24 protein-coding genes are annotated in these 20694 nt (G+C 66.6%); 14 read left to right on the top strand and 10 right to left on the bottom strand.

Going from position 1 to position 20694, the window contains the following annotated elements:
- Positions 1-140 precede the first annotated feature (140 nt).
- From PUN51_RS19500 to PUN51_RS19490, 3 genes are all read left to right on the top strand, one after another.
- Positions 141-1076: a serine hydrolase gene (locus tag PUN51_RS19500; protein ID WP_275182218.1), complete on the top strand. Its 936-nt coding sequence runs from the start codon at positions 141-143 to the stop codon at positions 1074-1076.
- A gap of 68 nt (positions 1077-1144) precedes the next feature.
- The gene (locus PUN51_RS19495) at positions 1145-2506 is read left to right on the top strand and encodes an MFS transporter (protein ID WP_275182217.1); all 1362 of its coding nucleotides are present in this window, start codon (positions 1145-1147) and stop codon (positions 2504-2506) included.
- A gap of 44 nt (positions 2507-2550) precedes the next feature.
- A complete protein-coding gene (locus PUN51_RS19490) occupies positions 2551-3300 on the top strand; it encodes a dienelactone hydrolase family protein (protein WP_275182216.1) in 750 nt (249 codons plus the stop codon).
- A 15-nt stretch (positions 3301-3315) separates the two neighbouring features.
- On the opposite strand, the gene PUN51_RS19485 is transcribed toward PUN51_RS19490, so the two are convergent.
- From PUN51_RS19485 to PUN51_RS19465, 5 genes are all read right to left on the bottom strand, one after another.
- The gene (locus tag PUN51_RS19485) at positions 3316-3654 is read right to left on the bottom strand and encodes a hypothetical protein (protein ID WP_275182215.1); all 339 of its coding nucleotides are present in this window, start codon (positions 3652-3654) and stop codon (positions 3316-3318) included.
- Between the two features lie 37 nt (positions 3655-3691).
- Positions 3692-4987: a hemolysin family protein gene (locus PUN51_RS19480; RefSeq protein WP_275182214.1), complete on the bottom strand. Its 1296-nt coding sequence runs from the start codon at positions 4985-4987 to the stop codon at positions 3692-3694.
- 40 nt (positions 4988-5027) lie between these two features.
- Positions 5028-5780, bottom strand: a complete 753-nt coding sequence (locus PUN51_RS19475) for an ArsR/SmtB family transcription factor (RefSeq protein WP_275182213.1) — start codon at positions 5778-5780, stop codon at positions 5028-5030.
- A gap of 42 nt (positions 5781-5822) precedes the next feature.
- Positions 5823-7058 (bottom strand): mechanosensitive ion channel family protein, encoded by a 1236-nt coding sequence (locus PUN51_RS19470; RefSeq protein ID WP_275182212.1) that lies wholly within the window; start codon positions 7056-7058, stop codon positions 5823-5825.
- A 103-nt stretch (positions 7059-7161) separates the two neighbouring features.
- Positions 7162-7569 (bottom strand): DUF1304 family protein, encoded by a 408-nt coding sequence (locus PUN51_RS19465; RefSeq protein WP_275182211.1) that lies wholly within the window; start codon positions 7567-7569, stop codon positions 7162-7164.
- Between the two features lie 118 nt (positions 7570-7687).
- Here PUN51_RS19465 and PUN51_RS19460 point away from each other — a divergent pair, with 118 nt between their 5' ends.
- Positions 7688-8023 carry a cupin domain-containing protein gene (locus PUN51_RS19460; protein ID WP_275182210.1) on the top strand — a complete coding sequence of 112 codons (336 nt, stop codon included), beginning with the start codon at positions 7688-7690 and terminating at the stop codon, positions 8021-8023.
- 99 nt (positions 8024-8122) lie between these two features.
- On the opposite strand, the gene PUN51_RS19455 is transcribed toward PUN51_RS19460, so the two are convergent.
- Together PUN51_RS19455 and PUN51_RS19450 are read right to left on the bottom strand one after the other, a co-directional pair.
- Positions 8123-9199: a glycerophosphodiester phosphodiesterase family protein gene (locus PUN51_RS19455; protein WP_275182209.1), complete on the bottom strand. Its 1077-nt coding sequence runs from the start codon at positions 9197-9199 to the stop codon at positions 8123-8125.
- Between the two features lie 197 nt (positions 9200-9396).
- A complete protein-coding gene (locus tag PUN51_RS19450) occupies positions 9397-10638 on the bottom strand; it encodes an MFS transporter (protein WP_275182208.1) in 1242 nt (413 codons plus the stop codon).
- A gap of 271 nt (positions 10639-10909) precedes the next feature.
- On the opposite strand from PUN51_RS19450, the gene PUN51_RS19445 reads away from it, so the two are divergent.
- From PUN51_RS19445 to PUN51_RS19420, 6 genes are all read left to right on the top strand, one after another.
- Complete coding sequence (locus tag PUN51_RS19445) at positions 10910-11827, top strand: 2-hydroxyacid dehydrogenase (RefSeq protein ID WP_275182207.1); 918 nt, start codon at positions 10910-10912, stop codon at positions 11825-11827.
- Positions 11828-11858: 31 nt separating this feature from the next.
- Positions 11859-12326 carry an SRPBCC family protein gene (locus PUN51_RS19440; RefSeq protein WP_275182206.1) on the top strand — a complete coding sequence of 156 codons (468 nt, stop codon included), beginning with the start codon at positions 11859-11861 and terminating at the stop codon, positions 12324-12326.
- Positions 12327-12334: 8 nt separating this feature from the next.
- Entirely contained in the window at positions 12335-12679 is a 345-nt protein-coding gene (locus tag PUN51_RS19435) for an iron chaperone (RefSeq protein WP_159632760.1), read from the top strand.
- A 115-nt stretch (positions 12680-12794) separates the two neighbouring features.
- The gene (locus PUN51_RS19430; RefSeq protein ID WP_159632759.1) at positions 12795-13118 is read left to right on the top strand and encodes a hypothetical protein; all 324 of its coding nucleotides are present in this window, start codon (positions 12795-12797) and stop codon (positions 13116-13118) included.
- 237 nt (positions 13119-13355) lie between these two features.
- Entirely contained in the window at positions 13356-13742 is a 387-nt protein-coding gene (locus tag PUN51_RS19425) for a VOC family protein (protein ID WP_159632758.1), read from the top strand.
- 132 nt (positions 13743-13874) lie between these two features.
- The gene (locus PUN51_RS19420) at positions 13875-14231 is read left to right on the top strand and encodes a cupin domain-containing protein (protein ID WP_224025228.1); all 357 of its coding nucleotides are present in this window, start codon (positions 13875-13877) and stop codon (positions 14229-14231) included.
- Between the two features lie 24 nt (positions 14232-14255).
- On the opposite strand, the gene PUN51_RS19415 is transcribed toward PUN51_RS19420, so the two are convergent.
- Complete coding sequence (locus PUN51_RS19415) at positions 14256-15512, bottom strand: MFS transporter (protein WP_224025229.1); 1257 nt, start codon at positions 15510-15512, stop codon at positions 14256-14258.
- Complete coding sequence (locus tag PUN51_RS19410) at positions 15509-15970, bottom strand: MarR family winged helix-turn-helix transcriptional regulator (protein WP_159632756.1); 462 nt, start codon at positions 15968-15970, stop codon at positions 15509-15511. Before PUN51_RS19410 ends, PUN51_RS19415 begins: the two co-directional genes overlap by 4 nt.
- Positions 15971-16102: 132 nt before the next feature.
- On the opposite strand from PUN51_RS19410, the gene PUN51_RS19405 reads away from it, so the two are divergent.
- Positions 16103-16609, top strand: coding sequence for a DUF3592 domain-containing protein (locus PUN51_RS19405; protein ID WP_275182205.1), 507 nt, complete (start codon positions 16103-16105; stop codon positions 16607-16609).
- A gap of 74 nt (positions 16610-16683) precedes the next feature.
- Positions 16684-17283 (top strand): SOUL family heme-binding protein, encoded by a 600-nt coding sequence (locus tag PUN51_RS19400; protein WP_275182204.1) that lies wholly within the window; start codon positions 16684-16686, stop codon positions 17281-17283.
- A 61-nt stretch (positions 17284-17344) separates the two neighbouring features.
- Here the strand turns inward: PUN51_RS19400 and PUN51_RS19395 are convergent, their stop codons facing one another.
- Positions 17345-17737 carry a VOC family protein gene (locus tag PUN51_RS19395; protein ID WP_275182203.1) on the bottom strand — a complete coding sequence of 131 codons (393 nt, stop codon included), beginning with the start codon at positions 17735-17737 and terminating at the stop codon, positions 17345-17347.
- 280 nt (positions 17738-18017) lie between these two features.
- On the opposite strand from PUN51_RS19395, the gene PUN51_RS19390 reads away from it, so the two are divergent.
- Both PUN51_RS19390 and PUN51_RS19385 read left to right on the top strand, forming a co-directional pair.
- Positions 18018-19394 (top strand): GmrSD restriction endonuclease domain-containing protein, encoded by a 1377-nt coding sequence (locus PUN51_RS19390; RefSeq protein WP_441296774.1) that lies wholly within the window; start codon positions 18018-18020, stop codon positions 19392-19394.
- Between the two features lie 22 nt (positions 19395-19416).
- On the top strand, positions 19417-20157 hold the full coding sequence (locus tag PUN51_RS19385; protein WP_275182201.1) for a PASTA domain-containing protein: 741 nt from the start codon (positions 19417-19419) through the stop codon (positions 20155-20157).
- Positions 20158-20694 lie beyond the last annotated feature (537 nt).

The raw sequence follows: 20694 nt of genomic DNA, 5'->3' as shown, positions 1-20694 counted from the left end.
CGGCAGGACCGCCCGGAGGAACACCCGGCAAGCCTTCAGGAAGCTCCCAAACTCCGGTGATTTAATCAGCATTTGTCAGCGCGGCTCAACGCCGCGCTGACGTTGTTTTGTGATTGCCTAGGCGGGACAGGAGCCCTTGTATGTCCATGCACCCCGTGGTGCCCAAACCAGGCCGGGACGCTCCGCCGCCGGCACCGGGCAAGCCGTCGTCCGGCAAGGCACGGGGCAACAGAAGGCTGCTGATCCTGGCCCTTGCCGTGGTGCTGGTCATCGTCGGCACCATCACCCTGGCCGTGGTCCGGTCCGAGCCGCCGACGGGGGCAGTGGTTCCCACCGAGCCGGCGGTTCCCGCGGCACCGGTGGCGGCAGCCCCGCCGTCGTTGCAGGACAGCGTGGACAGCATCCTCAGCGAAGCCGACGAATACCGGATTGGGCTGGCGCTCGCCGACGTGTCCGGGGGCGCCGAGCGGACGTTCGGCGATGAAAACACCTTTACCGCGGCCAGCACGGCGAAGATCCTGACCGCCGCCGCCTACTACCACCTGGTGGAGAACGGGCAGGCAAGCCTCGACGAACCCATGGGCGACTACGACGCCGCGTTCCAGCTCGAAGCCATGGTCAACGACAGCAACAACGATTCCTGGCTGCTGCTCATGGACGCGGTGGGCCACCCACAGCTGACCGCCTACGCGGCCTCCATCGGCGTCGCGTACGACCCCGAACAGAACCTGCTGACCGCCGCGGACATGGCCCTGATCCTGAAGAAGCTTTACGCGGGCGAGCTCCTGGACAAGGACAACACGGAGCAGCTGCTGAGCTACATGCAGGACACCAACAACGAAGACCTCATTCCCGCCGGGTCACGGTCCGGCGTGGACGTGCACCACAAGTACGGGGAAGTGTCCGGGGAACTGCACGACGCTGCGCTCTTGAGCTACCGCGGGTCGACGTTCGCGCTGGTGATCTATACGGAAAACCCGGAGGGCGTTCCGGATGACGGGCAGGCAGAGGTGATCCGGGACCTGACCCGGGCAGTCGAGGACGCGCTGTTCCCGGTGGGACTGACGGGCAAGTAGCCAACGCCACACCACGCCGGGATCCGGCCAAGTCGTCCCCTGCGTCCGCTGTGGGCCAGACTGTTACCGTGAGCAACAACCCCCGGACTGCCCTGGCCGTCGCCGGCCTCAGCCTGGGCACGGCACTGAACCCGCTGAACTCCTCCATGATCGCCGTGGCCCTGGTGGTGCTGCGCGCTGACTTCGGGCTCGACGTCGCTGCCGTCACCTGGGTGGTCACGTCGTTCTACCTGGCCTCTGCCGCCGGCCAGCCCGTCATGGGCCGGCTGGCCGACCGGTTCGGCCCGCGGCGGATGTTCCTGCTGGGCATGGGGCTGGTGGCCATCACCTGCGCCCTGGCTCCGCTGGCCCCCAACTTCGCCCTGCTCTGCGTCGCTCGGGCGGTCATGGCCCTCGGCACGGCTACCGCGTATCCCAGCGCGGTGGTGATGGTGGGGGCGCTCGCGCACCAGGCAAAGGTGGATACGGCACGTCCACTGGGCCGGCTGCAAATGGCCAACACGTCCGCCGCCGCGGTGGGTCCCGTGGTGGGCGGGCTGTTGGTGGGCTTCGTGGGCTGGGAGTCCCTGTTCCTGGTCAATGTCCCGCTGGCCCTGGCGGCGCTGCTGATCGTGCGGAAGGCCGCCCCGCCGGACAAGGCCCGGGAGCGGGGCAGCGTGGCGGAGCTGGTGCGGGACTCGGATCTGCCGGGCATCGCCGGATTCATCGGCGCGCTGCTGCTGGTCATGATGGCCGCGCTGAACGTGGCACCGGACTATCGCTGGCTGATGCTTGCCGGTGGAACCGTCACCGCAGCGCTGTTCGCCTGGCGTGAGCTGCGCTGCGCCAAGCCGTTCCTGGACCTGCGGCTGCTGGGCCGGAACAGGCCGCTGATGCTGGTGTACCTGGCCTTCGCCGTTTTCAGCAGCGTCTATTACTTCGTCTTCTTCGGCCTCCCACAACTCCTGCAGGAAGCCGGCGGCTACGATCCCGGCGTGGTAGGCCTGCTGATGCTGCCGCTGGCCGGCATGTCCGTGGTAGCCACCCCGTGGGCAGTCTCTGCAATGGGAAGGTTCGGGGTCCGGCGGGTGCTGCTTGCCGGCGTCGTCCTTTTGACGGTGGTGGCGGCCCTCATGTGGCTGCTGACCGGTACGCTGGCCATCCCCGTCGTGGTGGTCCTCACGGCCCTCATGGGCATCCCGTACGGGACCGTGAGCATCGCCTCCAACCAGGGCATGTTTGTGTCCACCCGGCCGCAGGACCGGGGCGTCGCCGCCGGGATCTACCAAACCTGCCGCTACGTAGGGGCGATCACCGCCACCGTGATGATCGGGGTTTTTGCGTCCGGCGGCGTGCACCAGGACAGCTGGATGCGGATGGTCCTGGCCATGCTGGTTCTCTGTGCGGTGACATTGGGGATCTCCGTATTCTGGCGGCAGCAAAAGGCGTAGCCCCACCTCTGGAAGGGCCCGGGGGAGCGTGCCATGCTGGCCCCATGGGAAACATGATGACTCTGGGCAACGCCCAAACCGCCGTCCAGGCGTACATCAGTGAACCGGCCGGGATTCCCAAAGGCGGCCTGGTGGTGGTCCACGAAGTCTGGGGGCTGGTAGGCCATACCAAGGATGTGGCTGACCGCTTCGCGGCGGAAGGCTACCTCGCAGTGGCCCCTGACCTGCTGTCCGGAGCCGGGGGAACGGCCGACCTGACAGGGGAGCTGCAGGAGGCGGCATTCGATCCGGAACAGCGCAGCAACGCCCAGCCGCGGTTGCGCAAGCACATGGCGCCGATGCGCTCCCCGGAATATGCCAAACACGCAGTCGCCGCCCTCCGCGTGTGCTTTGACCACCTGGAAGGCGTCCCTGGGCTGGCAGGGCGGGTGGCCGCGACGGGCTTCTGCCTGGGCGGGACCTACACCTTCTCCCTCGCCGTTGCCGAGCCGCGGCTGCGCGCCGCCGTGCCGTTCTATGGGCACGCCGAGTTCAAGGACGCAGAGCTGCGCGCCATCAACTGCCCCGTCCTGGCTTTTTACGGCGAGCAGGACGAGGCCCTCATGGAGGAGCTTCCCGGCCTGAAGTCACGGATGCGCTCGGCCGGCGTGGACTTCCAAGCCGTTGTCTACCCGGACACCGGCCACGCCTTCTTCAACGACACCAACAGGTACACCTATAACGCCCCTGCGGCCGCCGACGCCTGGGCGCGGACGCTCACTTTTTTGGAGCAGAGACTCGGCGCCCCGGCGTGACCTGCTGCCGCTGACTTAAGGGCAGTAGTGCGCCTCGCGGTCGTACTGGACGGAGTTCCCCACCTGGTGGGAATCCTCCCTTTCCCAGCACTGCCGGGTGCCGTCCGGGCCTGTCAGCGTGGTTTGCTCACGGTAGTGCTGGCCCATCTCGAAGACCTGCCCGTCGCGTATCAGGAAATGGGAGTGCGGCTGGGTACTGATGGTCGTGGACGTGCTTCCATCATTGGAGCTCAGGGCGTCCGTGTAGTTGCTCGAGGACGCGGAAGACTCGATCCCGCTGGGCGTTGAGACGTGGTTTCTGACCACGATGCCCGTGCGGCAGGTCTGGACCTCGCCGTAGGGCCTTTGGTCCACGGCAAGGCGCCTGCCGCCGTCGTGCGTTCCAGCTTTGTCAGCCGGCCGGGCCTGTCACAGGTGTGACCCGGATGCGGGCGATCCGGAGCCTGTCCATGCTGAGGACCGCCAGCACGTATCCCGGGATCTGCACCCGGTCGCCTGCGCGGGGCAGGCGCCCCAGCCGGTCCATCATGAACCCGGCCACGGTCTCGTAGTGGCCTTCCGGGAGGGCGATCCCGGTGGCTGCCTTGAACTCCTGCACGATCAGGCCGCCGTCCACGTCGATGAAGCCGTTGGCCACGTTGACCCGGTCCTCATGCTCGGCGCCGGTGTCGTACTCGTCATAGATCTCGCCCACCAGTTCCTCCACCAGGTCTTCGAGCGTCACCACCCCGTCAGTGCCGCCGTACTCGTCCACCACCAGGGCGATGTGCTGGTTGGTCTTACGCATCCTGGACAGCGACGGCAGTACCCGGTTGGTCCCGGGCAGCGGAAGGATCTCCCGGGCAAGAGTCCGCACCGGGGACTGCTCCTGGACTTCGTCGCGGGGCATCAGGTCCCGGATGTGCACGAAGCCCAGGACATCGTCCGGGCTCCTCCCGATCACCGGGAACCGCGAATACGGGCCGTCCCTGACCATCCTGCGGGCGTCGGCAACGCTCATGGCGCCGTCGATGAAGGTCACCTCCGTACGGGGGCGCATCACCTCCTGCAGTGTCCGGTCCCCGGCGCCGAACACGTCGGCCACGATATTCCGGCTGCTCTCTTCGAGCAGTTCGCTGTCCGCCACCATGTCCCAGAGCTCCTCGGAACTGATGCCCTCCCGCTTGGCCCGGGGGTCGCCGCCAAGGAGCCTGACCACGGTGTCGGTGGACACGGACAGGAGCCAGATGACGGGACGCATGACCCGGGCGAGTCCGACCAGCGGCGGGGCGAGTACTTTGGTGAACGCGACGGGACGCTGCAGTGCCAGCCGCTTGGGGGCGAGCTCACCCAGGACCAGGGACAGGTAGGCCACCAGCAGGGTCATGCCGATGAAGGACACCGGCCCGGCCGCCGCGCCCAGCCCCAGCGCTTCGAGGAGAGGGACGACGGCGGGGGCGATCGCGGAGGCGCCATAGGCCGCCGAGAAGAACCCGGACAGGGTCACGCCGATCTGGACGGTGGAGAGGAACCGGTTGGGGTTGCGTGCCAGGGCGGCGGTTCGGGCGCCGGTGTCACCTGACTTCTCGATCCCGCGCACCTGGCTCTCGCGCAGGGACACCAGGGCCATCTCCGCCGCCGCGAACACCCCGCCCAGCAGTACGAAACCGAGAACCAACCCAATATTGACCAGGGCGCCGCTGTCCATGACATGACCTTACCGATCCGCGGACCGGTTGGCGCGGCCCCTACGTGTACATCAGGGACCCGGGCGTGGTGAGCTTTTCACCGGTTTCCAGCCACGTCTTCAGGCCCGAGAGGATCATCGGCCAGCCGCCGTAGAGCTGTTCGTTGGCGCCCTCGCGGAGGTCGCTGTGGGTGACCGTGAGGTGGCAGGAATCGCCTACCGGTTCGATCTCCCAGGTGACCTTGGACGTGCCCTCGGCCTTGACGTCCTCGCCCCACAGCGCGCGCATGGTCTGGACCAGGCGGCGCGGCGGATCAACCTCCAGGTTCTCACCCTCGCCGAGGATCTGGCCTGCCTTGGGATTGCCCATTTCGAAGCGGCCGCCCGGCGTCCAGTCAGCCTGCAGCGTATTGCCGAACTGGTACTTACTGCGGATGTCGCTGTCCGTGATGGCTTCCCAGAGCTTCTCCGGCGTGGTCTTGATATAGATCTCAAAGATTTTTTCCATGGGACTTTCCAATCTGGATTTGAGGTCGCTGAGGGCAGCGGCCCATGGTTCTGCGTATTTGCTGACCCAGCGGTCGTGGACCAGGCGGATGGGGACCGGGTTCAGGAAGTGCAGCTTTTCCCGCCCGCGACGGCGCGCCACCACCAGGCCTGCGTCCTCCAGGATGCGGAGGTGCTTGGCGATCCCGAACCGGCTCATGCTGAACCGTGCCTCAAGCGCACTCAGGGTCTGGCCGTCCTCGCGGAACAGCTCGTCGAGCAGGTCCCGGCGGGTGGGGTCGGAGAGTGCTTTGAACACGTCGTCCATGCCCTCAATGATAGGTGACCATATGGTCACCTATCAAGGGTTTTAGTTGTGGGAGGTCAGGTTCCGGTCGCGCTCTTCGAACACCTCGTCGCCGGGACCGGTGAAGGCCCGCGACCGTTCCACGGCCTCGATGGAACCGGTGAACAGCTGCGATTCGTGCGGGTCCGCCGGGGCATGCGCACCCGCCGCCCCCGACGCACCCAGCCCGCGCAGGGGCGCCTTGCGCCGGGCGGCCGTGCCGCCGTCGTCCGCTGCCTGCTCCCATCGCTGGTGCGGCAGCGCCTGCGGGTGGTTCTGCTGGAGGAACGTGACCATGGTTTCGCGGACCAGGCAGCGCAGGTCGAACAGCGCGGCACTGTCCGCGGCGCTGACCAGGATGCGGACGCGGACAAAGCCTCCGGTGGCATCGGTGATCTGCAGGACGCCCACGCGCTCATCCCACAGTTCGGTGCCGGCCAGGACCCGGCGCAGTTCGGTCCGCATGTCCTCCACGGGGGCGCGCCAGTCGAGGTCGAACTCCACGGTGCCCATGACCTCGGACTGGCGGCGGGTCCAGTTCTCGAACGGGGTGGTGGTGAAGTAGGTGGAGGGCAGGATCAGCCGGCGGTCGTCCCAGAGATGGACCACCACATACGTGAGGGTGATCTCCTCGATCCGGCCCCACTCCTTCTGGACCACCACCACGTCGTCAACGCGGATGGCGTCGGTGAACGCCAGCTGCATGCCGGCGAAGACATTCACCAGGGATGTCTGCGCGGCGAGGCCTGCCACGATCGAGATCACGCCCGCGGACGCCAGCAGCCCGGCCCCGAGCGCCTGGATCGCGGGGAACGTCAGCATGGCAGTGCCGGCGGCGAGCACCACCACCAGTGCCACGGCGATCCGCCGGGCCAGGATCATCTGGGTCCGCAGCCGCCGGGCGCGCCGGTTGTCCGCCACGTCCACGCTGTGCCGGTTCAGCACCACAGCTTCCACGATCAGCAGGACCGCGATGGCAAGCCACGCGAACGCGCCGATCATGGCGATCAGCAGGAGATGGTCGACGCCGGCATGCCAGCTTTCGCCTGCAGCCGTCAGCCCCAGCGCGGCGCGGACGCCTACCAGGCACAGTGCCAGCCGCAGCGGCTGGCGGGCCACCCTGGAGGTGGCCTGCAGCTCGGGCCGCTTGCGGTTGAGCTTCAGGACGATCTTGCGGAGCAGCCAGGACAGGGTGAGTCCGGCCACCACCGCCAGGGCCATGGCGATGAAGGGCAGGGCGGGATTCAGGAAGTCAGGCATCCTTTAACGTCTATCAAGCCTTTGCCGGGCTCCGAAATCGGGTACCCCCGGGGCGTGCCGCTGTAAGGCTGCAGCGGCGGCTGTGGACCGTGCCCCGCAGAAGCTACGGACCGAAGGGCAGCAGGAGCAAGGCCACCAGGGCAGGGACCGTTGCTGCGAGGGTCCCCGGCACGCTGTCCCACTTCCGGGGATAGTGCCCCTGGAGGTCTGCCAGCAGCATGGTTGGAGCAGTGAGGACCATGTTGGCGCAGCAGTAGACCACCAGTGTGTAGCCCACCACCAGGTGGCCGGAGTTGGCGGCGACCACGCCCGCGATCACCCCCAGCGCAACCAGCAGGTTCCGGTACCCGGTGGGGATGGCCCACATCATCACGGCGGAGACGTTCTCCGGCGGCGTGCTCAGGAATTTCTGCGCCCACCTGTTGCGGCGGAGGAGGAAGCTCTCCACCGGAAAGACGAAGATATAGATGGCCGCGGCCATCACCGCGAAGATCTGCGACACGGTGTTCATGCTCGAAGGGTAGGCCCGGCCCCACCGGCGCTCCATCCCCTGCAAAGGGGATTTCCAGCCTGCGCCGACTGGAAGAAACCGGCCCCCAGGGGCCGTGAACGCGGGTAGCCTTGGGCGCATGCAGAAGATATCGATCGACGCGCTGGCCCGGCAGCAGCTCGAGGCGGCGGTTACGTCCAGCAATGGGCGCGCTGCGGACACGGTGTACGGCGGCCACGAAAAGATCCTCCGGCAGACGGTCATGGCCATGAAGGCCGGAACCCAGTTGAGTGAACACCAGAACCCCGGCGACGCCACGGTCTTCGTGATCCAGGGCTGCGTTAGCCTCAAGGCCGGCGGCGAGTCATGGCAGGGCAAGGCCGGCGACCTGCTGATCGTCCCGCCGGGCCTGCACAGCCTGCATGCCGAGGAGGACTCAACGTTCCTGTTTACCGTGGCCAAAAACCGGGATTGAGCCCTGTGGCCTGGGCGGACGACGGCGGCTGCCGGGCTTCCCCCAGCGGAAGTCCGGCAGCCGCCGTCGTGCTTTGATGGATGGCCCTGATCCTCGGAACTATGCCTGCGGGGCGTAGGCCTTGGGCAGCTTCAGGCCGCGCTCATCCATGAGGGTGCGCAGGCGGGTGGGGTAGTCGGTGATGATGCCGTCCACGCCTTGGTCCATCAGCCGCTCCATGTCCGCGGGCTTGTTGACCGTCCAGGGGATGACGGCGAGGCCCAGCTGGTGCGCGTCGGCGATCATCTGCGGGGTGACGGAGCTGAACGTGGGGGAGATGACGTTGTACCCCTGGGCGGCTGCGGCCTTGGCAAGGGAGCCCCCGTAGGTGTCGATGTCGATGCCGCCCAGCTCGGGCGCGGCACCGGGCTGGCCCACCTGCATCCACTTATCCCCGCTCGAAAGCGCAACGAGCGTCAGTTCCGGTGCCAGTTTTTTGGTGAGGTTCAGCGAGGACCAGTCGAAGGACTGGATGGTGGTGCGGTCCGCAGCGCCGGACGCCTGCACTTCTGCCACCACGGCCTTGGTCAGCGCCACCATGCCGTCGCCGCCGGCCTTGCCGTCCTCCACCTTGGTCTCCACGTTGAAGCGGACCTTTTTGGCGTTGTACTGCTCCGCCAGCTGGTAGACGTCCTTGAGCTCGGCGATGCGGTTCCCTTCGATCACGTCCTGCTCCGGGAAGCCAGGCAGCTGGGTGAAGCCGCAGTTGAGGGTCTTGACCTGGGCCAGGGACAACTCCGCCACCCTGCGGCCGACGTACGGGAACTCCGGGTCGCCGGCGGTGGCCGGGGCGGTGTCGATGCACTTGTTGGCCTGGATGGTGTCGTCATGCCAGACGATGATCTTCCCGTCCTCCGTGAGGTGGGTGTCCAGTTCCAGGGTGCTGACGCCGAGCTTCAGGGAGTTGCCGAACGCCGCCAGCGACTCCTCGGTCCACTCGCCGCGCCCGCCCCGGTGCGCCTGGAGGTCGAAGGAGCCGTTGCGCTCGTTCGTCTTGATGGCTGAGCTGGCGGTGCCGGCAGCGTTCGACGACGGCGTGCCGGCGTCAGCGGTTTCGGCGGCAAAGGCGGCGCCGGGGGAGGCGATGGCGGCGGCGAGCAGGGCGGCGGTTGCCGCAGCGGTCAGGACTGTGCGCATGGGGATGGTTCCTCCTGGGTGACGGGTTCCGGCGGTGCCGGGTGACCCGCCAACGTTAGGGCGGCCAGGTTGCGCCAGGGATGCACCCAGTTGGAGGGGAGATTAACGCCAGGTTCTGCCCTGCCCCCGCATCGATTGCTCCGTAAACGCCGTTTTGGCGGCTCAAAACGACGTTTACGGAGCAATCGATGCAGGGATCAGGCGGGGTCCTTGACCTTGTCGGTGACCGGCCGGGGTTCCAACCAGATGCGCTCGCGCGGGCCCGGCGGGTAAGCGTACCGCTTGCCGGCGAGGGTGATCACGAATGCGGCGACCACCGGGATTGCCGCCGCGGCCGGAACCAGCAGCGGGCCGCCGACCACCAGGGCCGCCGAGCCGTAGAGCGCGCCGATGGTGATGCCCAGTTGGATGGTCAGGACCGTGAGCCCGTTGGCGGCTTCGCTGTACTCCCCGCCGGCCCGGAGGATCGCGGACTGGTTGTAGATGCCGATGGCGCCCAGGCCCGCCCCCCAGATGGTCATCAGCACCAGGGCCACGGGCAGGTTACCCACGGCGAGCGGCAGGAGGAACATCGATGCGGCGATGGCCGCCGTCGTGATTAGCAGCGAACGGCGGGGCCGCGAATCCACGGTGAGCCCCGCAATCCAAATGCCCAGCAGGCCGGACCCGCCCAGCACCGTGAGGGAGAGGCTCGTGGCATAGTCCGGGAGGTTCGCCTCGCGGATGAAGGGTGCAATGTATGTGAACAGGGCGAAGTGCGCCAGGACCAGCAGCGGCCAGGCGACCGCCACCGACTTCACGCCTGGCTGGCCGATCGCCTTGCGCAGGGACGGACGGGCGGCGTCGGAAATGCGCTGGACGCGCGGAAGCAGCCAAAACGCGAGGACCGTCAGCACCACGCCGAACCCGGCGAGGACCAGGAACGCGGCACGCCAGCCCAGGAATCCGCCCAGGGCGGTGCCCACCGGCGCGCCGATGGCCAAGCCCAGGCTGTTGCCGCTGAACACGATCGCCAGCGCCTTGCCCACTTTGTCAGCCGGAACCACGCGGGAAACGAACGGCGCCATGGTGGTCCAGAGCAACCCGTGCGCCAGCCCGCCCACCAGCCGCGCGATCATCGCCGACGTGAAGTCCGGTGCCAGTCCCACCAGTGCGTTGCTGAGCGCGAAGGTCAGGACCAGCCCCACCAGCAGGGCATGCCGCGGGATCTTCCCCAGCAGCCGTGCCGCCGGAACCACCGTGACAACAATGACGGCGGCGTAGGCAGCGGCAAGATAACCGGCCACCGGCTCGGAGACGCTAAGGCCGGTGCTGATCTGCGGCAGCAGCCCGGAGGGGAGGAGTTCGGTGGTGATGGCCGTGAACGCAATGGTGGCCAGGACCACCATTGCGGCGTAGGGAAAACGGGCAGGGGACGGCGCGGAAATCGCGGAAGACATGGGGGAGCGTCCATTCAAAGGGTGGGGTTGGAAAGCGGCTCGCTGGCCGGACAATTCCTCCCTTAAATTTACAGGATTGAAGGGCCTGTCATGGACGTGACAGGGTCCGGCGGAGGCGTGTTGCGTAGCGAAAAAAATCGGCGTGGGCGGTGCCGGGGGTAGGTTGGTTGAGGAACTTTAACGCCCGCTGCAGCTGCGCCGGGCCTGGAACCCTGGAGACCCCCATGAGTACTTGCTGCCCTGCCCAATGGCACATTCTGATGGTCGCCGCGTGACGGCCCCGCTGCGCGTCTGCCTGCCCGCCCAGAACCTGCTGGACGCGCTCACCCCCATTGACGGCGTCGAGTTTGTCCTGTGGGACCTGGACGGACCCGCGCCGGAGGGCCGGCTGGACCTGTTGGTGCCCGGCTACATGGGCAAACCGTCGGCGCTCGCCGCTTTGGAGGGCGTAGACGTGGGCATGGTGCAGAGCCAGTCCATCGGGTACGACGGCGTCGCGGCAGTTCTGCCCGCCGGAATCACCTTCGCGAACGCGGCCGGCGTCCATGAGACGTCGACGGCGGAGCTCGCCGTGGGCATGATGGTGGCCTCCCAGCGGGGCATTCCGGACTTTGTCCGGAACCAGGAAACCGGAGCGTGGGACAACAGCCAGCGGCCCAGCCTGGCCGACCGGCGGGTGCTGCTGGTGGGATACGGGGGAGTGGGCAAGGCCATCGAGGCCCGGCTCCTGCCGTTCGAAACCGACGTCACCCGGATGGCCAGCCGCGCCCGTGAGGACGAGCGCGGGACCATCCACGGAATCGATTCGCTCTACGAGCAGCTGCCGCTGCACGAGATCGTGGTGGTCAGTGTTCCGCTCGGTGAGCAGACCCAGCAGCTGGTGGACGCCAAGTTCCTCGCGGCCATGCCGGACGGAGCCCTCTTGGTCAATGTGGCCCGCGGCCCTGTGGCGGACACCGACGCCCTCCTCGCCGAGACGTCGAGCGGCCGGCTCCGGGCCGCCCTGGACGTGACCGACCCGGAACCGCTGCCGGCGGACCACCCGCTGTGGACCACACCGGGCGTGCTCATCACCCCGCACGTCGGCGGCGCCAGCTCGGCCATGTTCCCCCGGATGGTCCGGCTGCTCAGGAAGCAGATCGGCCTCCTGCTCGAGGGCAAGGACCCCGTGAACGTGGTCCTCCCTTAACGCCAGCGGCTCCGGCCCCTATGCTGGGCCCATGTCCACTTTTGAAGTCCGCCGCAGCGCTGTCATCCCCGCTTCCGCAGAAGAGATCTTCCCGCTGGTGAACAACTTCCATGAGTGGACCGCCTGGTCCCCCTGGGAAACGATTGACCCGGGCATGAGCCGCCGTTACTTCGGCAACGAGGCCTGCGCCGGCGCGGGGTACGAGTGGAGCGGCAACCGCAAGGCCGGCAGCGGCACCATGGAAATCACAGAATCCATACCCGCCAGCCTGATCCGGATCCGGCTGCAGTTCACCAGGCCGTTCAAGGCACTGAACCCCACCACGTTCAGCTTCACCCCGGTGGACACCGGTACCGAGGTGACCTGGCGGATGACGGGCGAGAACAAGGGCCTGGGCAGGGTGTTCGCACTGTTCATGGACATGGACAAGATGGTGGGCGCCGACTTCGAGCGAGGCCTCGCCGCACTGGCCTCCACGGTTGCGGCCAGGAAGAGCTGAGGTTCCCGTTGGGCGCCGTGGACGAGGCGCTGGCTGCGCTGGATGAACCCGACCGGAGTTGCCTGCAGCATGTGGTGGAGACGGTACGCTCTCTGGCTCCCGAGGCCACGGAAGGGATGAGCTACGGCATGCCCGCCCTGAAACTCGACGGCAAACCGCTGCTGGCAGCCGTCGCGGCGGCAAGACACCTTTCGATCTTTCCCTTTTCCGGCGCGGTGGTGGAAGCGGTGGCCGGACGCCTGGAAGGGTACTCGCTGTCCAAGGGGACCATCCGCTTCACCGCGGACCATCCCGTGCCCGACGACGTGCTGGAAGACATTGTTCGGCTGCGGATGGCCGAGATCCGGAAGTAAAGAAGCAGACGACGCCGGCCGGCACGGCAGGGGCCCCTGCCTCCCGGTGCATCAGGACGCTCCTCAGGACTTATGGTCCTACCTGCAGCCACGCCTGGCCATCTAACGTGAGGCCATGGCTGACACTCTTGCGTCCCTTGCGGAATCCTTCAAGAACATGGGCGTGACGCGCGCCTACGGCACCCCCGTCAACCTGGGCGGGGAGGAGATCGTGCCCGTGGCGCTGGTGTCCTTCGGTTTCGGTGGTGGCACCGAAGCGGAGGATGGCGCCTCCGGCGGGGGCGGCGGCGGGTTCGTTGTGCCCCTGGGAATTTACCGGACGGTTAATGGGCGTCCGGCCTTCCGCCCCAACACCATCGCCGCGCTGGTATGCCTGGTGCCCCTCGTATCCGTAGCCGGCGCTGCCCTGCGTAAAGCAATCTGGGTGGCACGTAAGTAGCAGGGGGAGGCCGTTTCCGAGCCGTTTAAATCCCCTATTCCGTCGTGGGATTTTCGGTCCCATAATGGCCTCGTAGACTTCGGGAACCTCCCGCTGCTGTTCTGCGCCGCGGCGGACCCAGGGGTTCCAGGCGGCCGCCCCGGCAATCGGCGGGAAGGACGGCCACGACGCCCGGCGGGGGACGGCCGGACCATTTCAGGGGGAGAGCAACGCCATCAGAGCACAAGGAGATTCGTCATGCTCAAAGATATGGAAGTCATGGCTGTGCTGCCGGCCAAGGACATCGACCGGGCGCGGGATTTTTATCGGGACAAGCTGGGGTTTGAGCCCGAGCGGACAATGGCGGACGGCGGCCTTGTCTACCGGTGCGGAAAGGGAACCTCGTTCCTGATCTACCAGACGGACAACGCCGGTTCGGCCAAGAACACGCAAATTGGCTGGGCCACGGACGACGTTCAGCGGGACGTGGACGAACTCCGGGCCCGCGGCGTCGTTTTCGAGGATTACGACATGCCAGGGCTGAAGACCGAGAACGGCATCGCAACGATGGAGGGGTACGGCCAGGCAGCGTGGTTCCTGGACAGCGAGGGCAACATCCTGAACATCTCCTCCATTCCGTCCTGACGGCCAAGGCTTGCAGCAGGAGGTTCAGCAATAAAACGGTCGACGCCGGCACTTGCCGCCTAAAGCACCCGCACCCGGGCGCGTGGCAGCGGCAGGCCGGCGCCGCCGTCGTCAGCGGTACGGAAGGAAGGGATGGCATTGGGTGCGGAAGAGGCGGTGCCGGAGACGAAGGGCGTCTCCATGGAGCTTCTGGCCACGGTGGATCTTGCCGGGGAGATCGAGGGCATGGAAGGGCGCCAACTCCGCATGCGGATGGTGACCATCGAACCTGGCGGAGTCTTCGGGCCCCTCCATGACCACGTGGGCCGGCCCGGGACGGTTTATGTCCTGCAGGGGACCATCACGGAGCACCGGGACGGCCGGGTCACCGAGTACGGGCCGGGGGTGGGCTGGCAGGAGGACCGCCACACCACCCATTGGCTCGAGAACAAGGGAACGGTGCCGGTCGTCGAAATCTCGGTGGACATCGTGGCCGCCCCGCAACAGTGAAGCCTCGCCACCGCAGCAGTGGGCTCAGACTGCGGGCTCGCGCCTGCCGAGGGCCATCCGGAGTGCGCCGCGAAGGGTGAGCCGGTTGCGCCTGGTGACCGCGATGACGGCGGCGATGCCAGCGAGCAGCACCACGATGCCGCCTACCGCGACGGACCAGCGGGCGCCGAACTCGCTGCCGATCCAACCCACCAGCGGCGAACCGATGGCGGTGCCGCCCTGGAGGATGGCCAGGTAGAGGGCCAGTACGCGGCCCCGGAACTGTGGCTCCACGGAGAGCTGGATGCTGGTGTTGCAGCTGTTAAGGAAAGTGATGGACGCCAGGCCCACGGGAATCAGGATGGCCGCGTACACCCAAAAGTTCGGCGCGATGCTGCCCAGTATGGTGAAGACCCCCAGTCCCAGTGCCCCGCCCAGCAGAAACCGCAGCCGCGGTCCGGAACGGCGCGCCGCCAGGAGGGCGCCGGCCAGCGTGCCCACCGCCATGATGGAGCCGAGGAGCCCGAATTCGCTGGGGCCCATGCTGAATTCCGTGGTGGCCATCAGCGAGTTGATCACCGGGAAGTTCATGCCGAACGCGCCGAGGATGCCCACCAGGACCATGATCAGCATCAGGTCCGGACGGCGCCGCACGTAACGGATGCCCTCGGCCACCTGGTGTTTGTTCCGGTCTCCCTTGGCAACGGGGGCAGGCTGCGTGGTGCGGATCCGGAACAGCGAGACCAGGACGGCGGCGAAGCTCGCGGCGTTCAGGAGGAACACCGGGCCGGTACCCACCCAGGCGATGAGCACGCCGGCGATCGCAGGACCGGTGAGCCGGGCGGTGTTGAAGGACGCCGAGTTAAGCGCCACTGCGTTGGAGATGTTGTCCTGGCCCACCAGTTCGGAAACAAAGGCCTGGCGTGCGGGTGCATCCACGGCGCTGGCCACGCCCAGGCAGAAGGCGGCAACGTAGGCGTGCCACAGCTGGGCGGTGCCGGTGACCACCAGGAGGCCGATGGCGAGGGCCGTGAAGCCCATGGCCAGCTGCGTCCACATGAGGATGATGCGCTTGCGGTAGCGGTCCGCCAGTACCCCGCCGTAGGGCCCGAACAGCAGCATAGGCAGGAACTGCAGGCCCGTGGTGAGGCCGACGGCGGCACCTGAGTGGTCGGTGAGGACGGTCAGGACCAGCCAGTCCTGGGCCACGCGCTGCATCCAGGTGCCGATGTTGGAGACGATCGCGCCGCTGGCCCAGATGCGGTAGTTGGGGTTCTCCAGGGCCCGGAACATCGCGCTCATTTGCCGCTCATTTCCTGCATGATGCGGGCCGCGCGGCTGAGGGTGAGCCGGTCTTCCTCGCTGAGTCCGGCCACGCGCTGGGCCAGCCACGCGGTGCGCTGGCTTCGGGCCTCTGCCAGGACTTTCCTGCCGGCACCGGTGATCTCCACGCGGACCTGCCGGCCGTCGTCGGGATTGGCCGACCGGGTAACGAAGCCCTGGTCGGCGAGGGCATTGACGATCCTGGTCATGGACGGTGCCTGGACGTGTTCACTTTCGGCCAGCGCGCGCAGGGTGCTGGGACCGCTGCCGTTGAGCAGTGCCAGTACCGTGTACTGGCCGGGGGTGATGATTTCGCCTGTTGCCTCAACGCGGAGCCGGCGCGAGGTGCGCATCACGGCGGTGCGGAGATCGATGGCGAGGGTATCCGGGGCGGTGGGGTCTGCGGTTGCCTGGTTCTGCGTCTGAGTCGGGGACATGTAGGTGGATGCGCCTCCTGCGGTGTTTATTAGCAATGCTAATTAGTTCTGCTAACTATTATGCTCCGGCTGGTTGCCGGAGGCAATGGATGCGGATGTGGTCTTGGTGACAGCTCCGGCACAATGGGAGCCGTGACTGGGCGCAGAACTGACGGAAACCGTAAGCCGTGGCTGTCGTGGAAGGGGAAACTGAACCTGGCCGTGACCGTCCTGGTCCTTTGCTTGGGGCCGGTGATGATCGGCGTGGGCAGCTTCATGATCAACTCTGATCAAGAGCTTGCACGGACCGGGGCGCAGGCCACCGGAACGATCGTCCACTTCGACGACGTCACCAAGGCTTCGGAGCGCAGGATCAGGGTCGACTACACGGCCGCGGATGGGGTGCCCCGCAAGACGTTCGCGGCCGTGGACCACGACCAGCATCCCGTGGTGGGCAGCAGCGTCACCGTCACCTATGCCGAAAATGATCCTGGCCGGGCGATTGTGCCCGGTTACGAGAGCGACGGGGTGTGGCTGCGCGGTGCCGGGCTGGTCCTGACGGTCATCTTCGGTCTCATTGGGCTCCTGTTCGCCGTCCTGGTCGGCAGCGCTGTCCTGCGGGCTAAATTCCGGGCGCGCCGGACGCAGCAGGTGGTGTAGCCGGGCCTTGTGGCGGTCCGGTGCCTGTCCCGGGTCTGTCCGCTGCTTCCGGACCGGCGTAGGCTGTGCGCACCATGACTGAACAGCAGCCCTATGATGTGGTCCGGCGCTATCCTCACTTCGAGCTGCGCCGGTATCCGGACTACGTAGTGGCCGAGGTAACCGTGAAAGCGGATTTTGACCGCGCCGGCAACGCGGCCTTCCGGTATCTCTTCAACTACATCAGCGGCAGCAACACTGCCCGGCAGAAACTTGCCATGACCGCCCCGGTGCTCCAGGAAGCGGGACCGCAGAAGCTCGCAATGACGACGCCCGTACTCCAAAGCGGTCCGCTGCCCGGCGCCGGGCAGGCCGCCGAATTTTCGGTCGCCTTTGTCCTGCCCGCCGGCGTGAGCGCGGACACCGCTCCGGTGCCCGACGATCCCAAGGTCAGGGTGCGGGCGGTGCGCGGTTCTTTGGCCGCAGTGCTGGGCTTCTCCGGCAGCGGTTCGGCATCGGCCTTTGAGCGGCGCAACAACGGATTGCAGGCAGCCCTCACCTTGGCCGGCCTGACTCCGGTGGGCGCGCCCAGGTTCGCCCGCTTTGACCCGCCGTTCAAACCCTGGTTCCTGCGCCACAACGAGGTGGTCCAGGACGTAGAGGAGCCCCGGGAGGCAGCGGCGCCGTCGTCGTAACGGGGCGCCGCTGGTGACGCCCGCGCCGCTTTGGTGGTGTTGTGGGTGGCGCCCGCTCTTACTACGCTCTGTGTGCGTCCCGGACGTGCTCCTGCGTCTGGCCCTGAATGACCCAGCGGTTGCCGTCAGGATCGCTGAAGTAGGCGAACAGGACGCCGCCAAGGTCCTGGATCTCGCTGATATCCGCGCCGCGCCGGACCAGCTCGCTGCGGACTTCGGTGAGATCGGGAACGACCAGTTGGAGGCCCTCCAGGCTGCCCGGCGTCATGGTGGTCATGCCAGTGCCGATCACCACTGATGTGGCAGAACCCGGGGGAGTCAGTTGGACCACGCGCATGCCCGGGATGTGCTCCACATCGTGGTCCAGAATGAATCCCAGTTTTTCCGTGTAGAACGCTTTTGATTTGTCGACGTCTGAAACCGGGACCTGTACAACCTCAAGGCGCATCTGCATGCAGGCCACTCTATCTTCGGGTTTGTTACAAGGGAATGGCGGCTGAAAGGCCGCCGGCGGACTTGTCATCCGCAAATTATTAAGCAGCGACGCCGTATTGCGACAGCCTTTCCTCAAGTTCGCATCAAGACTGCCTGAATGTTCACTGAGGATCCTGAAATGCCCCTTATGCCTTACTCCATGCGGCATAGGCTCATCGACGATAAGTTTCCCGGGCTAAGCAGCAGGCCCGGCAAATGCGGGGGCGCCGTTTTCCGGGCCTCCTGTAAATGGGGAAAGAATGTCCGACTACGAAACCCTTATGGGGTTTGTTCCGTCCGCTCCGGCACCGAAGCCGCCGCGGAAACCACGCTATTCAACGTATATTGTTGGGGCGATTACCGCGCTGTTCATGCTTTTGGCAGCAGTGGGCAGCGGGTTTGCGGGGGCCCTGGTTGTCCTGGCCATCTCGCTGGCCCTCACCGGCCTCTACGTCCTCATCACGGGACGCCGCTCCTGGGCATGGCTGCCCGCACAACGGAAAGCCGGGGCCGTCGCGATGGCAGCGTCTTTGGCGCTCTTCGTCGGCGGTGCCGTCGCAATGCCACGGGTTGCCGGCGCTGACCTGCAGGCCGCCTCATCGGAGAGCACCGCCAAGGCCACCCAAGCGACAGCGAGCCCGACGGCGACAGCCAAGGCGTCGCCGTCGTCCACGCCAAGTCCCACTGCCGACGCCACGGGCGAACCACTGGACCCGGAGAACCCATACGCTCTTGCCGCCGGCGTCACAGCAACCGCGCCCAACGCGCAGCCTGCCTACGCCACCAAGGCGCTGGATCTGCTGGCTGACCTCCCCATCAAGGGGCGCGCGCCGAAGACCGGATACGACCGGGCGCAGTTCGGCCAGGCGTGGGCGGATGTGGACCGGAATGGCTGCGACACCCGAAATGACATCCTCAAACGCGACCTCACCGGCATTTCGTACACGAACAGTGTGCCGTGCAAGGTGCAGTCGGGAACGCTGGCCGATCCTTACACGGGTAAGACCATCAGCTTTGTGCGGGGTTCCGCGACCAGCAGCGCCGTCCAGATCGACCACGTGGTGGCCTTGAGCGACGCCTGGCAGAAGGGCGCGCAGCAGCTGACCGCGGAGCAGCGGACGGCTTTTGCCAACGATCCGCTGAACCTGCAGGCCACGGACGGGCCCACCAACCAGCAAAAGGGCGACGGCGATGCGGCCACCTGGTTGCCGCCGAACAAGGGCCTCCGCTGTGAGTACGTTGCCCGGCAGGTTTCCGTGAAGGCGACCTACGGGCTGTGGGTCACCCAGGCGGAGCACGATGCAATTGCCCGGATCCTGGGCGACTGCGCCGGGCAGCTGGCACCGACCAACCAGCAGGCGCCGGCTCCTGTTGCGCCTGCCCCGGCACCTGCTGCGGTTGCGCCCGCACCTGCGCCGGCACCCGCGCCCGCTCCGGCACCCGCACCTGCTGCAGTGGCGCCTGCCCCTGTTGCACCAGCGCCCGTGGCCCCGGTTCCTGCAGCGCCGGCACCCGCTGCTGCCTACTACGCCAACTGCGCGGCGGCGAGGGCTGCAGGCGTCGCGCCGCTATACGCAGGGCAGGCCGGCTACCGCCCTGCATTGGACCGCGACTCCGACGGCGTCGCCTGCGAGTAGGCCTGTCACGTCCGGTCATTCCGTGCCCCGATTTTTACCACCATCACAAGCATTCCCAGGGGGAAACATGAAAGAAAACACCGTTCCAGCGATGGGCAGGATGAAGGCTTCACTGGCTTTGGTTCTGCTGACCGGCCTCATGCTGACAGGGTGCGGCGGCAAGCAGGCGGCGACGCAGCCGACCGGGACGCCCACCGCTACGGCTGTCTCGCAGACAACCGAGACCGTCGTCGTGCCGGCCGTGGTGAATCTGACGTTGGACAAGGCGAAAGAGCAGTTGGAAAAGCTGGGCTTCACTGTTGAGGCTGTGGATAGTGCCAAGGGCAAATCGATCATTCTCAAGAGCAACTGGCAGGTGATCTCCCAGGATCCTGCCAACGGGGCGCAGGCTGCCAAGGGCTCCACAGTGCACCTCGGCGTCAAGAACCTCGACGACGTGGCGGCGGAGAAGGCCGCCGCTGAAAAGGCAGCAGCTGCGAAGGTTGCAGCCGAACAGGCTGCAGCCGCGAAGGCGTCTGCTGAAAAGGCGGCAGCTGACAAAGCCGCCGCCGACCAGGCTGCCGCTGCAAAAGCTGCAGCCGATCAGGCGGCCCGGGACGCAGCTGCCAAGGCAGCAGCCGACCAGGCAGCGCAGCAAGCGGCAAAGGCTCCGGCAGTCACTGTGCCCAATGTCGGGGGTGCGATCATCTGCAGTGACGGCTACGTGTGGCCGTCCACGACGAGGCAGGGCGCCTGCAGCAAACACGGCGGTATTGCCAAGTAGCAGGTAGTCACCAGGTAGAGCTGTGGACGCTTCCCGTTTGGGGAGGCGTCCACAGCTCGTTCGGTTAGTGGGTTCGGCGACAGTCATGGCCGCGGCGGCGCAGTGTGCGGCAGCACACACAGCGCAATTACGGCGCCGGCAGGCTGCTTGGGTGCCCGGAACGGCCGTCCTGCCCCGGAATTCCGCGGATTCACCACCTCCTTCCGCCCGATTTGCGGTGGGGGTTGTGTGCGTGTATTGTTTTCTGAGTCGCCGCGGGGGAGACAGTGAAGAACTGTTCACCGGGTGGCCAAAACCCCCAAATCAAAGCCAGAATCTGGTTGCTCTTTAGGGCGCTGGAAATCGGTATGGGGCGGTCTTCAATTCGATGGGAATCCTGAAAGATGGATTTGCTTCGGAGGCGGGGATCGGGTAAGTTTGAAAAGTTGCTCCGGAGCGATCCTGAACGTTGGTTTGGGTGGTGCCGGGTGTGTCTGTTGTTTGAGAACTCAATAGTGTGCCAAGTTTGTTGATACCGATTATGTATGTAATTGGTTG

This window comes from Arthrobacter sp. NQ4 (genome assembly GCF_029077345.1).
Lineage (GTDB): Bacteria > Actinomycetota > Actinomycetes > Actinomycetales > Micrococcaceae > Arthrobacter.
The sequence above is the reverse complement of the archived record's forward strand: the minus strand, read 5'-3'. Positions and strand labels throughout refer to the sequence as shown.